General features: G+C 54.9%; 12 protein-coding genes. 9 read left to right on the top strand and 3 right to left on the bottom strand.

The features are described from left to right. The first annotated feature begins 169 nt into the window (after positions 1-169). Both TH30_RS20565 and TH30_RS20560 read left to right on the top strand, forming a co-directional pair. Positions 170-1,603, top strand: coding sequence for a sigma-54-dependent transcriptional regulator (locus TH30_RS20565; RefSeq protein WP_114099958.1), 1,434 nt, complete (start codon positions 170-172; stop codon positions 1,601-1,603). Further along, a complete protein-coding gene (locus TH30_RS20560) occupies positions 1,600-3,588 on the top strand; it encodes a sensor histidine kinase (protein WP_114099957.1) in 1,989 nt (662 codons plus the stop codon). Before TH30_RS20565 ends, TH30_RS20560 begins: the two co-directional genes overlap by 4 nt. Positions 3,589-3,650: 62 nt before the next feature. Here TH30_RS20560 and TH30_RS20555 read toward each other — a convergent pair whose 3' ends face one another. Continuing rightward, positions 3,651-4,190, bottom strand: coding sequence for a GNAT family N-acetyltransferase (locus tag TH30_RS20555; protein WP_114099956.1), 540 nt, complete (start codon positions 4,188-4,190; stop codon positions 3,651-3,653). A 520-nt stretch (positions 4,191-4,710) separates the two neighbouring features. On the opposite strand from TH30_RS20555, the gene TH30_RS20550 reads away from it, so the two are divergent. From TH30_RS20550 to fdhD, 7 genes are all read left to right on the top strand, one after another. Next, positions 4,711-6,447 carry an OFA family MFS transporter gene (locus tag TH30_RS20550; protein ID WP_114099988.1) on the top strand — a complete coding sequence of 579 codons (1,737 nt, stop codon included), beginning with the start codon at positions 4,711-4,713 and terminating at the stop codon, positions 6,445-6,447. 306 nt (positions 6,448-6,753) lie between these two features. Then, the gene (locus TH30_RS20545) at positions 6,754-7,647 is read left to right on the top strand and encodes a LysR family transcriptional regulator (protein WP_114099955.1); all 894 of its coding nucleotides are present in this window, start codon (positions 6,754-6,756) and stop codon (positions 7,645-7,647) included. Positions 7,648-7,769: 122 nt separating this feature from the next. Then, positions 7,770-8,243, top strand: coding sequence for a formate dehydrogenase subunit gamma (locus TH30_RS20540; RefSeq protein WP_114099954.1), 474 nt, complete (start codon positions 7,770-7,772; stop codon positions 8,241-8,243). Beyond that, positions 8,240-9,796 (top strand): formate dehydrogenase beta subunit, encoded by a 1,557-nt coding sequence (locus TH30_RS20535; RefSeq protein ID WP_114099953.1) that lies wholly within the window; start codon positions 8,240-8,242, stop codon positions 9,794-9,796. The genes TH30_RS20540 and TH30_RS20535 overlap by 4 nt, the downstream gene beginning before the upstream one ends. A gap of 4 nt (positions 9,797-9,800) precedes the next feature. Then, entirely contained in the window at positions 9,801-12,680 is a 2,880-nt protein-coding gene (gene fdhF / locus TH30_RS20530; RefSeq protein ID WP_114099952.1) for a formate dehydrogenase subunit alpha, read from the top strand. Between the two features lie 94 nt (positions 12,681-12,774). Continuing rightward, positions 12,775-12,999: a formate dehydrogenase subunit delta gene (locus TH30_RS20525; RefSeq protein ID WP_114099951.1), complete on the top strand. Its 225-nt coding sequence runs from the start codon at positions 12,775-12,777 to the stop codon at positions 12,997-12,999. Beyond that, on the top strand, positions 12,996-13,805 hold the full coding sequence (gene fdhD / locus TH30_RS20520; RefSeq protein WP_114099950.1) for a formate dehydrogenase accessory sulfurtransferase FdhD: 810 nt from the start codon (positions 12,996-12,998) through the stop codon (positions 13,803-13,805). The genes TH30_RS20525 and fdhD overlap by 4 nt, the downstream gene beginning before the upstream one ends. 11 nt (positions 13,806-13,816) lie before the next feature. Here the strand turns inward: fdhD and TH30_RS20515 are convergent, their stop codons facing one another. Together TH30_RS20515 and TH30_RS20510 are read right to left on the bottom strand one after the other, a co-directional pair. Continuing rightward, the gene (locus TH30_RS20515; RefSeq protein ID WP_258548809.1) at positions 13,817-14,857 is read right to left on the bottom strand and encodes a LacI family DNA-binding transcriptional regulator; all 1,041 of its coding nucleotides are present in this window, start codon (positions 14,855-14,857) and stop codon (positions 13,817-13,819) included. Between the two features lie 190 nt (positions 14,858-15,047). After that, positions 15,048-16,556, bottom strand: a complete 1,509-nt coding sequence (locus TH30_RS20510; RefSeq protein WP_114099949.1) for a tripartite tricarboxylate transporter permease — start codon at positions 16,554-16,556, stop codon at positions 15,048-15,050. Positions 16,557-16,590: the final 34 nt, after the last annotated feature.

Below are 16,590 nucleotides of genomic sequence, written 5' to 3'. Positions count from 1 at the left end.
ATATCGTTTTCACAAAGGGCAGCATCAAGCTGTCCTTTGCTGTTTGCAGGGCTCTTTGCATAGAGTGATCGGCAATGATCTGCGTTTATATGACCAACGGTTTTGCTTTTCTCCCTCCGCTGATCTAAGCTTTTAAAAAATAATAAATAAGCTTCTCCGGAGGAACATCATGAGATCGACCGTTTTGGGTGCGTCCGATGGGGCTGCGCCCACCGTTGGCAATGACACGGCATTTAGCGGGCCGGGGCCGGAATTCGGTCCCTGGCTTGAAAAGGCATCGATCCTGATCGTCGATGACGAACCGGGCATGCGCAACTTTCTGGTCCGTACCCTTGGCCCGCGCGCCAAGCGGGTCGAAGAGGCCGCCGATTGCGAAGAAGCCACAGCACTTCTGGATCAACATCATTTTGATGTGGTGATCCTTGATAACATCATGCCGGGCAAAAGCGGGGTCGAATGGCTGACCGAACAGCGCGAGATCGGCTTTTTTTCCGATGCCATCCTGATGACGGCCTATGCCGATCTTGATACCGCGATCAAGGCGCTTCGGGCCGGGGCAGTGGATTTTGTCCTTAAACCATTCCGCTCAAACCAGATTTTGAACGCGGTGGCGCGCTGTCTGGACCGGATGCGCTTGCGGCGTGAAAACCATGTCTTGCGCCATGAGTTGCGCGCGACCTCCGACCATGTATTGCTGCGTGACAAGCTGATCGGCTATTCCCCGCAAATTCAGGAAATCCGTGAAACCATTGCGCGGGTGGCCCCCCTGCCGACCTCGATCCTGATTTCCGGGCAAAGCGGGACGGGCAAGGAAGTCACCGCCCGTTCGCTGCATTCCCTGTCTGACCGCTCGCAAAAGCCGTTCGTTCCGATTAACTGTGCCGCCATTCCATCCGAGATGATCGAAGCGGAGCTGTTTGGGCATGTCAAAGGAGCCTTTACCGGCGCGCAGGCTGCACGTGATGGGCTTTTCATGCATGCACAGGGCGGAACATTGTTCCTTGATGAAGTCGGTGAATTGTCGCTCGCGACCCAAAGCAAGCTTCTGCGTGCCATCGAAAGCCGCCGTATACGCCCCGTCGGATCAGAGCGCGAAGCGCCTGTCGATCTGCGCTTTATCTTTGCCACCAACGCCGATCTTGAAGCCGAAGTCGAAGCCGGACGGTTCCGGGCCGATCTGTTTTACCGCATCAATGTCATGCATATTGAAATGCCGCCCTTGCATGCGCGCGGCGATGATGTGCTCGAACTCGCAGAACTTTTCATGACCAAGCTGTCCAAACAGCTTGGCGTCCGTCAGGTCCCGATTGACGGGGCCGTGCGCGCCGGACTGACGCGGTATGACTGGCCGGGCAATGTCCGTGAATTGCGCAACCTGATCGAACGCACATTGATCCTTGGACGTTTCCCCGATGAGTTCCGTGATGAAAAGGCCGACCACGGCGCACAGATCGAAGGCGATGAAACGCTTGATGAAATGGAACGTCGCCACATTCTGGCGATGCTTCATAAAACCGGTGGCAATCGTAACGAAGCTGCCCGTCGTCTGGGGGTATCGCGTAAAACCATTGATCGCAAATGCGCAAGCTGGGAACAGGAATGAAGCTGTTTTCGCGCATTCGCGCCGAACGGCCCAAACGCACACGATCTGTCCGGTTCAAGTTGTTGGCAATTGCACTTTTGCCAACACTTGTGATCCTGCCTCTGTTGCTGGGCGTGATGATGGTGCGCTGGAATTCCAAGTTTGATGCGCTGCTGACGTCAAAGGTCAGTGGCGATCTGACAATTGCCCATCAATATTTTGCCCATATTCTTGAAAATACCGGTGAACAGATCGCAGCTCTTGGTCAATCGGTGGCGTTTCGCAATGTCCTGAATGATGGTGATCCCGGTACTGTGGGTGGATTGCTCGCCCAGCGTCAGCAGGCCATGGGGCTTGATTTTCTGTATCTGGTCGAAGGTCGTGACAAGGCTGGTGACTGGCCGGTGATTGCCAGTGCGTTTGCCGGGAACTCTTCAACCAGCGTGGATATCTTCAGCAATACCGACCTTGCGGCAATCTCGCCCGATCTTGCGGCACGGGCCCGACTTGACCTGATTGAAACGCCCAATGCCGTACCAACGGCACGTGATGCGGAAACGCGTGGCATGGTCGTGCATTCGGCAAGTCCGGTGGAATTGCCGTCGGGAAGAACGGCCGCCCTTGTTGGCGGTATTTTGCTCAACCAGAATTTGGGCTTTATTGATACGATCAACGATCTTGTCTATCGCCAAAGCAGCCTTCCCGAAGGCAGTCAGGGCACGGCAACCCTGTTTCTTGATGATGTGCGGGTCAGTACCAATGTTCGTCTGTTTGCCGATCGTCGCGCTTTGGGGACGCGTGTTTCAGGCATCGTGCGCAAGACCGTTCTTGAAGACGGCAAGGTCTGGCTGGATCGGGCCTTTGTGGTCAATGACTGGTACATTTCGGCTTATGAGCCGATCAAGGACAGCTATGGTAAACGGGTAGGGATGCTTTATGTCGGCTTCCTTGAAACCCCCTTCGCCCGGACAAAATATGAAAGCCTTTTGATCCTGATCGGGGCGTTTCTGTTTGTTGCCGCCCTTTCTGTTCCAATTTTCCTGCGCTGGGCGCGGGGTATTTTCAAACCGCTTGAACGCATGGCCAACACCATCGGACAGGTCGAAAGCGGTGATCTTTCCGCCCGTACCAATCTGACACAGATACAGGATGAAATTTCGCTGGTGGCAGATCATCTTGATGATCTGCTTGATCAGGTGCAGGAAAGGGACAAGCGCCTGCGCGCCTGGAATGACGAATTGAATGCGCGCGTTGATGAACGCACCAGTGAACTGCGCGAAGCAAACCGCGCACTCGAAGAAACCACCAAACAGCTGATCATGTCCGAAAAGCTCGCGGCCATTGGCGAAATTACCGCCGGTGTCGCGCATGAAATCAACAATCCGGTGGCGGTTCTTCAGGGCAATCTTGATGTGTTGCGCGATCTTTTGGGCGATCACACCCGTCTGGCCGATACCGAATTCCGCCTGATTGATGAACAGGTCAATCGCATCAATCTGATTGTCACCAAGCTTTTGCAGTTCGCCAAACCCGAAGAATATGCAGGTTACGTCGAACGCCATAGTGTCGGCGAGGTGATCGAGGATTGCATGCCGCTTGTCGCCCATCTGCTGAGCCGGGCCGAGATTGATGTTATCCGTGAACATAAATCAAACCGGCTGGTCCTGATGAACCGCACGGAACTGCAACAGGTACTGGTAAACCTGATGGTCAATGCCCTGCATGCGATGCCAGATCGCGGCACTTTGACCCTGATTGACGAGGATGCAGACCGGAATGGTCGGCCCGGTATCCTGATGACGGTGCGCGATACCGGTATCGGCATGGAGCCCGACATTCTCAATCGCATCTTTGATCCGTTCTATACGACCAAACGCCGCGAAGGCACCGGGCTGGGATTGTCGATCACCAAGACCCTGATTGACCGGCAAGGCGGCACTCTTGCTGTCGAAAGTGAACCGGGCAAGGGCACGATATTTACCATCTGGTTGCCGGAGGCAGACTAGAGCCGCAACAACCTAACCCGAAAAGGCTTTTGGGGCAGGATCCATTAATTTGTTTGGTTTTTTCAGGTGTCTTTGTGCAGCCATTCCTTCTTCAGGATGGCATACTGGAAAGTATTCTCGTATCTGGGCGTGCCGTCCGGATTGTTGACAAACGAAATAAACTCCACAAAACAACCCTCTTTGCGCATACCAAGTTTTTCGCAAAGCTTCTGCGACTTGAAATTGTTGTCCTCGACATAGGCATAGAGCCGTCTTGCGTCGAGCTGGATAAACAAATGGTCAAACAAGGCGCGTGCGCTTTCACTGGCATACCCCTTACCTTCAACCTTTTCGTTGAAGTTCCATGCCACGGAATAGGTGTCGCGATCATCTTGATGAAGCAACAGCTCACCAATTAAGGCTCCTGTGTCTTTCAGGCATACAGCAAGACACATCTTATCCCCTGCACGTTTCCGGGCCTTGACCTTTGCCTCTTCCAGCGTTGTGACTTTGTCATCCATAAAGCAGTTTACGCGTGGGTTCGAAATGTAGTCGAACAGTTCTGCTGCATCGGTTTCAGCAAAGCGTCTGATGATCAGTCTGTCGGTGATGATTTCGCTCATCTGTGTCCTTCGCGGGCAAGGGGATGGGAACAGGCTCATGGCCCTTTCTTAATAACGCGCAATGCGAAATGACAAGGGTTGTCGCAGCACGATTTCTCAATTGCACAGGATATTGTCCGGTTGATGGCATTTCTTTCCCTGGCCGTGATCTCCCGACTGTTCAGCCGTGAATGAAGACGTTTGGATCGCGCGATTTTCCTGCATTGAAAGCGGCGTCAGGTCTTCGTCCGCTTACAGCACACGCCTTGGGTCTTTGCATTGAAATTGCTGCAGCTGCGAGTGGACATTTTGTCTGATTGCTACTTTTCCGCGTATCGTGAGTTGGACATTTTGTCCATGCGCGTGCGCTGCAATATGACGTTTATCTGTCTTTGATCGGCAGAATATCAGGATTTCTGGCTGATGGCACGCTGATTGCGACGTTGAGAATTCCGGGTTCAACCGTGGTTGCCCTGCACAATGCCTTCAACCGGGGGTGGGCAAGGCAAGAAAAATCATAATGCCGGGAGGAAACAACGTCATGTTTGATAACCTAAAGAAAGAGCACATCGTCGCGGGTGACGATTTTAACCGCTGGAAGGTGCCGCCAGCATCCATTGCCATTCATCTTTGCATCGGGTCTGTCTATGCCTGGAGCATCTTCAACCCGCCATTGATCAAGGAATTTGGCGTGGTCGCTGCAAGCTCGGGTGACTGGGGCTTGCAGTCCGTCGTCTGGATTTTCTCTGTCGCCATTGTGTTTCTTGGCCTTGCGGCTGCCTTTGGCGGCAAATGGCTTGAAGAAGTCGGCCCGCGTATGGTGGGTGTTGTTGCTGCCTTCTGCTGGGGCGGCGGGTTTATCGTCGGTGGACTTGGTATTGCCACCCATCAGCTCTGGCTGGTCTATCTCGGATATGGGGTGATTGGTGGCTGTGGCCTTGGTCTTGGCTATGTGTCGCCTGTTTCAACGCTGATCCGCTGGTTCCCGGATCGTCGCGGCATGGCGACCGGTATGGCGATCATGGGCTTTGGCGGTGGTGCGATGATCGCAACCCCGATCAAGGAAAGCCTGCTTTCGGTGTTTTACAAGGTGCCGGAATATCTTGGCCCGGAAAGCGCGGTGAACCTTGTTACCGAAGGTGGCAAGCGTATGGCCGAAGTCGGTGGCCAGATGGTCGAGGTTGTTGTGGCAGGTGCCGCACAGGTGGCTTCTGCACCGGTTCCGATCCAGGAAGGCGTTTATATTGCGGGCACAGGCAATACCGGTGCTGCGGCGACCTTCTTTACCCTTGGTGTTGCCTATTTCATCGTCATGATGATTGCAGCATTTTCCTATCGTGTCCCGCGCGAGGGATGGCTTCCGGCAGGGTGGACGCCACCGACTGCCGATGCAGCGTCCAAGCGCATGATCACGCATAAGAATGTTCATATCGATCAGGCCCTGAAAACCCCGCAATTCTACCTGTTGTGGATCGTGCTGTGCTTTAACGTTACGGCGGGTATTGGTGTGATTGGCGTTGCCAAAACCATGATGTCGGAAATCTTCGGTACGACCTTGCCGCTGGTGGTCAACTCGGCCTTTGCCGCGACTTATGTGTTCATGATTTCGGTCTTTAACATGTGTGGCCGGTTCTTCTGGGCGTCGATGTCGGATTATATCGGCCGCAAGAATACCTATTACTGTTTCTTTATTCTGGGCATTGCTCTGTATCTGTCGATCCCGTTCGCTGCCCAGCAGGTCAGTATTAATCCGGCTGTCACCTATCTGGTGATGTTCTATGCCGCAACCATGATCATCTTCACGATGTATGGCGGCGGTTTTGCAACCATCCCGGCCTATCTGGCGGATATTTTCGGCACCAAATATGTCGGCGGTATTCATGGTCGTCTTCTGACGGCGTGGAGTACGGCGGGTGTACTTGGTCCGCTTGCCATCACCCAGCTGCGTCAGACCTCGGTCACCAATTCGATCAAGGATCTGGCTGCCAAGGTTGATCCGGCGGCCTTCCAGGCAAAATTCGGTGCAGGCCTTGAACAGCTTGATCAGCTGGTTGCTGCCAAAACCGTGACCATCGGGCGTCTGATGGAAATCGCACCGGCAGGAACGGTTGATCCGACCTCAAGCCTGTATAACACCACCATGTATGCGATGGCGGCCCTGCTGGCGATTGCACTTGTCGCCAACAAAATGGTCCGTCCGATTGATGACAAGCACTACATGGAAACGCAGGAAGGTGGTGCAACCGCCACCGGACGTGAAGCAACGTCCAAAGCGTAAGGACCCAGGGCGTCGATCATCGCTCCCTGTGATCGACGCCCGACGACTGGCTGGCAATGTCTGTCTGTTGGCCATCCGGGGGCATGATTGGCATCGTCATGTCCCGGGTCGGGATTTTGTTCATCCAGCCCGGCCCCGCGTTCTGTTGCAGGAATAACCTTTTTTCCCGTGGGGATAATCGGTTATCCTGCAACCGGAACACGCAAGCGTCAGAACGCGCGTTTTCAATTCTTGTAACGGCCGGACAGAAGGCCGACTTCAACAGCAAAACACAGCATCCCGGCCTGACCGGATGCCGGATATAAAATGATCGATAAACTCGAAATGTTTATGGTGCTCGCCCGTGAGCAGCATTTTGGACATGCCGCCGAGGAATGCGGCGTCACACAGCCGACTTTGTCCAGTGCGCTCCGCCAGCTTGAGGACCATCTTGGTGTCGTCTTGGTCAAGCGCGGATCGCGCTATCAGGGCCTGACACCCGAAGGTGAACGTGTTCTGGAATGGGCGCGCCATATTGTCGGCAGCACCCGTTCGATGCGCGATGAAATGCGCGCCATGCGGTTCGGTCTGACCGGGCAGGTGCAGATTGCGGTTATTCCAACCGCGCTCTCGATGGTGCAGGAACTGACCACGCCGTTTCGCGAAAAACACCCCGATGTGACATTTGCGATCCTGTCGCGCACATCAACCGAAATTCAGGCTCTGCTTGATGATCTTCAAATTGATGTCGGCATTACCTATCTTGATAATGAACCGCTTGGTCGGGTGACATCAATCCCGCTTTATTATGAACGCTATCATCTGGTGACCTCGAATTTCGATGATATCGGAGATCGCGAGAGCATCACCTGGCGCGAAGCAGCGGAATTTCCGCTCTGTCTTCTGACGCCTGATATGCAGAACCGCCGGATTATCAATCAACACCTTAACGAGGCTGGTGCACGGGTGGCACCGACCCTCGAAAGTGATTCGATGATTGCCCTGTTTACCCATGTTCATACCGGAAACTGGGCCAGCATCATGCCGGTGAAGATGATCCGCGAGTTCAGTCTTCATGATCGCGTGAAATCTATTCCCATCATAGAGCCCGATGCGGCTCATCTGGTTGGAATGATCGCGGCAAAACGTGAACCGGCAACGCCAGTTGTGTCGGCACTGTTAAAAGAAGCAAAGCTTTTATCGGAACTCGAACCGGCCTGATCGTTCCTTGATAGGTTTTCGCTATCGCGTAACGGGATGGCTTTATTGAACGGGCGGTCCAGATGCCCGACACTGGCAAGAATAACAAAGATATCTGCAACATGCTTGAGAGAGAGGCTTGCATGTCGGAAACGACCAAGGACCAGAATGTCCGCGTCGAGGCCATTTGTGATCAGATGATCACGATGGAAGGCCCGCTACTTCCCATTTTGCACGAAGTGCAGGAAGAGTTCGGTCACATCCCCGAAGGCGCGCTTCAGACAATTGCCAAAAAACTGAACCTCAGCCGGGCTGAAGTCCACGGGGTGGCAAGCTTCTATCATGACTTCCGCGAAGAAAAGGCGGGCAAGCATGTCATCAAGATCTGCCGTGCCGAAGCCTGTCAGGCAATGGGCGCAGATGCGCTTGGTGATCAGGTCCGTCGCCATCTGAAAGTCGACTGGTCGCAAACCACATCTGATCGCAAGATCACGCTGGAACCGGTTTTCTGTCTTGGTCTTTGTGCCTGTGCGCCAGCTGCGATGGTTGATGGCAAGGTGGTTGGTCGCGTGACCAGGGATCGCATGAACCGTATTCTCGACGAGGTGGGCGCATGAGTATCAAGGTTTATGTCCCGCTGGATTCCGGTGCTGTTGCCCTTGGTGCAGATGAAGTGGCAAGCGCCATTGCCAGCAAGGCCGAAAAGATCGGTGCCGATGTTAAAATCGTGCGCAACGGATCGTTTGGCATGTATTGGCTGGAACCAATGGTCGAGGTTGAAACACCACGCGGGCGTGTCGCCTATGGCCCGGTCAGCACCGATGATATCGATGCCCTGTTTGCTGCCGACTTCCTTAAGGGCGGGGAACACAAACGTTATCTTGGCCGTACCCAGGATATCCCGTTCCTTAAAAGCCAGTCGCGCCTGACATTCCAGCGTTGCGGCATTATTGACCCGGTATCGCTTGACGATTATCGCGCCCATGATGGCCTTACGGGTCTTGAAAACGCTTTGAAAATGTCGGCGGCCGACATCGTCAAGGCGGTGACCGACAGTGGTCTGCGCGGACGTGGCGGTGCCGGTTTCCCGACCGGCATCAAATGGAACACGGTACGCGAAGCGCCGGGCGATCAGAAATATATCGTTTGTAATGCCGACGAAGGCGACAGCGGCACCTTTGCCGATCGCATGATCATGGAAGGTGAACCCTTCGTCCTGATCGAAGGCATGATCATTGCCGGTCTCGCGACCGGGGCGACCAAGGGCTATGTCTATACCCGTTCGGAATATCCCGATGCGATCCGTATCATGAACGAGGCGATTGACGTTGCCCGTTCGGCGGGACTTCTGGGGGCCAGTGTTCTTGGTTCGGGCAAGGCATTCGATATGGAAGTTCGCATGGGGGCAGGTGCCTATGTCTGTGGCGAGGAAACCTCGCTTCTGAACAGCATGGAAGGCAAGCGTGGTGTTGTGCGTGCCAAGCCGCCACTTCCAGCGCTTCAGGGTTTCATGGGCCGTCCCACGGTTGTGAACAACGTGATTTCCCTGTGCTCGGTTCCGGTCATTCTTGAAAAGGGTCCGGAATATTATCGCGATTTCGGCATGGGCCGGTCACGTGGCACCATCCCGATCCAGATTGCCGGCAATGTCAAACATGGCGGTCTTTACGAGATCGGCTTTGGTCTGACACTGGGCGAAATTGTCGAACAGATTGGCGGTGGCACGGCAACCGGTCGTCCGGTCAAGGCCGTGCAGGTTGGGGGGCCGCTGGGCGCCTATTTCCCGCGTGAACTGTTTGATACGCCCTTTGACTACGAAGAATTCGCCAAGCGCGATGGCCTGATCGGTCATGCAGGCGTGGTCGTTTTTGACGATACGGTCGACATGATGAAGCAGGCCCGCTTTGCTATGGAATTCTGCGCGATTGAATCATGTGGCAAATGCACGCCATGCCGCATCGGGTCGATCCGTGGCACCGAAGTTGTCGACAAGCTTGAACGTGGCGAAGAGCCCGAATTGCAGATCGAACTTCTGCGCGATCTTTGTGAAACCATGAAGTTCGGATCGCTCTGTGCACTGGGTGGCTTTACGCCCTATCCGGTGCTGAGTGCCCTGAACCATTTCCCTGATGATTTCAAGCCACGTGCGCTTGATATAGCTGCGGAGTAATACGATGTCCTTGATCAAAGAAGTCGACTACGGAACCCCCGCCGCCAAATCCGAAAAGACCGTCACGCTGACCATTGATGGCAGGGACGTGACCGTGCCCGAAGGCACATCGGTTATGCGGGCCTCGATGGAAGCAGGCATTCAGGTGCCCAAGCTTTGCGCGACCGATATGGTTGATGCGTTTGGCTCCTGCCGTCTGTGTCTGGTTGAGGTCGAAGGCCGCAACGGCACACCGGCATCCTGCACCACACCAGCATATGATGGCATGGTGGTCCATACCCAGACCGAAAGGCTTAAGAAAATCCGTAAAGGGGTGATGGAACTTTACATTTCCGACCATCCGCTGGATTGCCTGACCTGTGCCGCCAATGGTGATTGTGAACTTCAGGACATGGCAGGTGCGGTTGGTCTGCGTGATGTGCGCTATGGCTATGAAGGCGGTAACCACGTTCAGGTCCGCCAGAACGGGGAAGATAACCCGCGCTATATGGCCAAGGATCAGACTAACCCGTACTTCACCTATGACCCGTCGAAATGCATTGTCTGTTCGCGCTGTGTCCGTGCCTGTGAAGAAGTGCAGGGCACCTTTGCCCTGACCATCGAAGGTCGCGGGTTTGAATCCCGTGTCTCGCCGGGCATGCACGAAGATTTCCTTGATTCCGAATGCGTATCCTGTGGCGCTTGTGTTCAGGCCTGCCCGACCGCAACCCTTCAGGAAAAATCGGTCATCGAAATCGGTCAGCCGGAACATTCGGTCGTTACCACCTGTGCCTATTGCGGGGTCGGCTGTTCGTTCAAGGCCGAAATGCGCGGCGAGGAGCTGGTGCGCATGTTGCCGTTCAAGGATGGCAAGGCCAACCGTGGTCATTCCTGTGTCAAAGGGCGCTTTGCCTATGGCTATGCCAATCACAAGGACCGCATTCTCAATCCGATGATCCGCGAAAGTGTAGATGATCCCTGGCAGGAAGTCAGCTGGGAAGAAGCCCTTCGCTTCACCGCCGACAAGTTCAGGGGTATTCAGGCCAAATACGGCAAGGGTGCACTTGGCGGGATCACGTCATCACGTTGCACCAACGAGGAAACCTTCCTTGTTCAGAAGCTGGTCCGTGCGGGCTTTGGCAACAACAACGTCGATACCTGTGCGCGTGTCTGTCATTCGCCGACCGGCTATGGCCTTAAAACCACCTTTGGCACATCGGCCGGGACGCAGGATTTTGATTCTGTCGAACAAACCGATGTGGTCATCCTGATTGGGGCGAACCCGACGGACGGGCATCCTGTTTTTGCCTCGCGTTTGAAAAAGCGTCTGCGTCAGGGGGCGAAACTGATCGTGATTGATCCGCGCCGGATTGATCTGGTTCGTTCCCCGCATATCGAGGCGGTTGCGCATCTGGCTTTGCGTCCGGGAACCAATGTCGCGGTTTTGACATCTCTTGCCCATGTCATCGTGACCGAGGGCCTGTTTGACGAGGCGTTCGTTCGTGAACGTTGTGACTGGGATGAATTCCAGGATTGGGCGACCTTTGTGTCCGACCCCAAGCACAGCCCCGAAGCGATTGCCGAAATGACCGGTGTTGATGCCGATGCTATGCGCACGGCGGCGCGTGCCTTTGCCACGGGTGGCAACGGTGCGATCTATTACGGGCTGGGTGTAACTGAACATAGTCAGGGTTCCACCACCGTGATAGCGATTGCCAACCTTGCCATGGCGACCGGCAATATCGGCCGTCCGGGTGTTGGCGTGAACCCGCTGCGTGGTCAGAACAACGTGCAAGGGTCCTGTGATATGGGATCATTCCCGCATGAATTGCCGGGCTATCGCCATATTCAGGATAGTGCGACCCGCGATATCTTTGAAGATATCTGGGGTGTGAAACTTGACGACGAACCGGGGCTTCGTATCCCCAACATGCTTGATGCCGCGGTCGAAGGCACGTTTAAGGGCATCTATATTCAGGGCGAGGATATCCTTCAGTCCGATCCCGATACCAAGCATGTTGCCGCCGGTCTTGCCGCGATGGAATGTGTTGTCGTCCATGACCTGTTCCTGAACGAAACAGCGAACTATGCCCATGTCTTCCTGCCCGGTTCGACCTTCCTTGAAAAGGACGGGACTTTTACCAATGCCGAACGCCGCATCAACCGCGTACGCAAGGTCATGACACCGATGAACGGCTTTGCCGATTGGGAGGTGACCCAGAACCTTGCGCGCGCCATGGGGCTGGACTGGAGCTACACCCACCCGTCACAGGTGATGGCGGAAATCGCGGCAACCACGCCAAGCTTTGCCAATGTCAGCTATGACCTTCTCGAACGCGAAGGATCAGTGCAGTGGCCATGCAATGACAAGGCGCCGCTGGGAACACCGGTCATGCATATTGACGGCTTTGTTCGCGGCAAGGGCAAATTCGTTGTCACCGAATATGTGGCAACCGATGAACGTACCGGTCCGCGCTTCCCGCTGCTTCTCACGACCGGGCGTATCCTTAGTCAGTATAATGTGGGCGCACAGACCCGCCGTACTGAAAATACCGCCTGGCATAAGGAAGACCTTCTGGAAATCCATCCGCATGACGCAGAACAGCGCGGCATTCGCGAAGGTGACTGGATCCGTCTTGCATCGCGGTCTGGCGAAACATCCCTTCGCGCCACCATTACCGATCGCGTCGCACCGGGTGTGGTTTACACAACCTTCCACCATCCGGGTACGCAGGCCAACGTGATCACTACCGACTTTACCGACTGGGCGACCAATTGCCCGGAATACAAGGTCACAGCTGTTCAGGTCTCGCCAAGCAACGGACCGTCGGAATGGCAGGTGGAATATGACCGTCAGGCCGAACAGTCGCGGCGGATCAAGCCGCGCATGGATGCCGCCGAATAGGATACCCTGCCAGATATTGTGCTATACTCGCTTGTGCATGATATCTGGCAAATCCTTTGAATATCGAAAAGTTACAGCCAAAGAGTGAACAGCAATGGCACCTGACAAACTTGTCTATATGGCCAATCAGATCGCGACCTTTTTCAAATCGCAGCCCAAGGAAGAGGCGGCTGCGGGTGTCGCTGGTCATATCAGCGATTTCTGGGAACCGCGCATGCGCAAACAGCTGTTTGACATGATTTCTGCCGGACATGAAGGTTTTGATCCGCTGGTTCTTGAAGCGGCCCCTTCGATCCGCAAGGTCAAAGAAACCGCATGACGCCCAAACCATCAGAGAACCGCATTCTTGACGGTCGCGATGTCGATCTGGCGCGCGCCATTTCACGCGATGACGGCAATGACGATGCGCCAATGATCTTGCAGCCGGAAGTTCCGGCTGCCTTGACGTTTAATGGCAAATCGCATGCGGTGATGATGGTATCGCCCCATGATCTCGAAGATTTCATGATCGGCTTTGCCCTGTCCGAGGGGATTGCCGATGACATTTCCCAAATCACCTTGCGCGATGTTCGAAAAACCCTTCAGGGCTATGTGATCGAAGCCGATCTGCATGAAGACGTGTTTGATCGCCTTGATGAACGTAGCCGCACCCTTGAAGGCCGGTCGGGCTGCGGGCTGTGCGGTGTGCAGTCACTCGAAGCGGTGGCAATGGACAAGATCGGCAAGGTCGTGCCGGGCAATATGGCGCAGGACATCGTCTTGCGGGCCATTGACGCGCTTCCCGATCTTCAGACTCGCAATCGTGAAGGCGGCGGGCTTTTGCATGCCAGTGCCTTTGTCGATGTTGGCGGTAACATCAAGCTGGTCCGCGAGGATATCGGACGCCATAACGCCCTTGATAAGGTGCTGGGCGCTGTGGTTCGTCAGGGGATTGATGCGACGGGCGGGTTTATCCTGATGACCAGTCGCTGTTCCTATGAAATTGTCACCAAGACCGTGCAATGCGGGATCGGCGGGCTTGTCACCCTTTCGGGGCCGACATTGACCGCGGTTAATCTGGCACGGCAGGCGGGCTTGACCTTGATTTGTCGCGAACGGCGCGGGCTGTTTCGTCGCTTTGCCTGATCCGATAGCGGTCAGGTTGATGCGCGTTCGATAATCTCAAACCCGACATCAATCGACTTGGTTGGTAATGGCTGATTTTCAATCCGCGCCACCAGTGCCTCGGCCGCACGTTTGCCAAGATCGGGACGGTTGATCTCGACCGTGGTCAGGGCAGGGAGGGTAAAGGCCGAGAAATCCTGATTGCCAAAACCAAGGACAGCCATATCTTCGGGAATGCGGATGCCGCGCGCCTGTGCCTCGATCAGGATGCCATGTGCCAAAAGGTCGGAGCTGCACATGATGATGCCGTTCTTGAAGCCCTTTGCAAGGCCACTGGTCAGGCCGTTTCGCCCGCGTTCAATGGTTGCTCCGGCCTCATAAAGAACTTCAATCGGCGGATTGCCGGTCAGTTGTCCGAACTGGGCGGCAAAGGCGTCCTTGCGGCGCAAAGCGCGTTCATCCCCGGCCGAAACAATCAGCGCCTTGTCATAGCCTTTGCGGGCGGCATAGCGGGCCATTTCCTCGCCAGCCTTGATATGTGAAAAGCCGATACAGACATCAAGCGGGTTTTCCGTAATATCCCAGACTTCAATCACCGGAATACCCGCGCCGAGCAGCATGCGCTTGCAACTGGCCGAATGATGGATGCCGGTCAGAAGAATGCCGTCGGGGCGGCGGCTGAGCATGGTTGAAACAACGGCCTGTTCTTCATCCTGCGAAAAGCCGGTTTCAGCCATCAGAACGTGATAGCCCGACCCGCGAATGACATTGATGAAATTCTGCATCAGGTCGGAATAAATGACGTTGGTGATTGACGGCACCAGTGCGGCAATCAGTTTGCTGCGTCGGGACGCCAGCGCACCGGCAACCATGTTCGGCACATATCCGGTAAGTTCGATCGCGTCCTGGATACGCTGCAGGGTCTTGGCCGAGACCTTTTTCGGGTCATTGAGTGCGCGCGAAACAGTGACCTGTGAAACGCCCGCGATCCGTCCGACGGTTTCCATCGTGACGGTGCCGCTTTTGATTTCGGCAAGCGTTGTCTGATCAGTGTGTTTTGGCTCAGATGACAAAGGGTTACGATCTCTTGATCTGAATGCCGCATGTTGGTGATGCGCGGCATTGGTTGCTGTCCGAAAACGATGATTTTGCCTGAGCCGGACATTACATCAGCAAAAAATGGTGGGCAAGAAGCGTGGTTCGGGTGGAAACCACTTCACAGCACAGGGAGGGAACTGTTGCTTCTTGCCCGGTCTTGAAACGTCATGCCTGATCGTCGATGCCGCTGCTCATGCGCTTTTTCTTGCGTGCGACCGAAATTGAAAACGCAATCGAAAGTGCAATCAAGCCCCACAGCAGGATTGCGATCCAGCTTTTGGTAAAGAAGATCGAAAGCGTGCCAAAGGATTCCAGACTTTTGACAAAATAGATCTCGGCGGATGGGCCCAGAATGAAACCGATGATAAAGGGTGCGATTTCAAGCCTGATCTTGTGGGCTAGATATCCAAACAGACCAAAGATCAAAAGCGTCCAGACATCAAACATCACGCCGTAATTGATCGTATAGGCGCCCACCACGCACATCATCAGAATGATCGGGAACAGAATGTTCTTGGGAACCGTGACGACCTTGGCGATATGACGGATGGCCAGAACCATAACAAGGAACATGATGATATTGGCCGCCAGCATGGCGATGATCATCGCATCCCAGGTCACCGGATTGTTGCCGATAAAGAGCGGGCCGACCTGAATGCCTTGCAGGGTAAAGGCACCAATCAGGATGGCGGTGGTGGAATCCCCGGGAATGCCAAGTGATAACAGCGGTACAAGTGCCCCGCCGGTCAGACCGTTATTGGCGCTTTCCGATGCAATCACCCCGGCCGGAGCGCCTTTGCCGAATTTTTCCGGGTTCTTGGAAAAGTTCTTTTCCTGGCTATAGGCAAGGATGGACGCCGCGCTGCCGCCCACACCGGGCAGAATGCCGACAAAGGTGCCAATTGATGAAGACCGGATCAGGTTGATGATCTGTCCTTTGAACACAGATAGCTTGAAGGGCTTGCCGCCGATCTTGACCCCCGAAAGGCCCTTGCCTTCCTTCATGCCTTCTTCGGCATCAATCAGGATGGTTGCCAGCCCGAACAAGCCGATCAGAACCGGCAGAAGCGAAAATCCGCTTTCAAGGTAATATTCAAGGAATTCCGGAACGAGGCGAAGCTCGCCATTGCCGCCACGCGAAATGTCATAGGCGCCGATCAGGCTGATGAAAACACCCAAAAAGCCGCTGAAAATCCCGACCAGAAGGCTGTTCGAAAGCGCAGCCATCACGGTGAGCGCAAAGAAGATGATCAGGAATTTTTCGATATAGGAAAACTTGATCGCAAAATCGGCCAGTGCCGGGGCAAACAGATAAAGGGCGGCCAGACTGATCAGACCGCCAACGAGTGACGAGGTAATCCCGATCTTGAGGGCGCGTTCACCTTCGCCATTCTGGGTCATCGGATAGCCGTCAAGCGTGGTGGTGATTGATGACGGGGTGCCGGGAATGTTCAAAAGGATCGCGGGAACCAGACCGCCTGAAATGCCCCCGACATAAAGACCAAGCAAAAGTGCCAGCCCGTTTTCAAGGCCCAGCGAATAGGTCAGCGGCAAACACACAGCCACCGCCATGGTTGCCGTCATGCCGGGGATCGCACCAAAGATGATGCCGATCACGGTGCCTGCGGCAACCAGTCCAAAGAATAGCGGTGTCAGGATGGATAGGAGTTCCATGATAAATCTCTTGGATCAAGCCGCGCCAAACCGG

It is taken from the genome of Thalassospira profundimaris (assembly GCF_003326795.1).
Classification (GTDB): Bacteria; Pseudomonadota; Alphaproteobacteria; order Rhodospirillales; family Thalassospiraceae; genus Thalassospira; species Thalassospira profundimaris_C.
The sequence above is the reverse complement of the archived record's forward strand: the minus strand, read 5'-3'. Positions and strand labels throughout refer to the sequence as shown.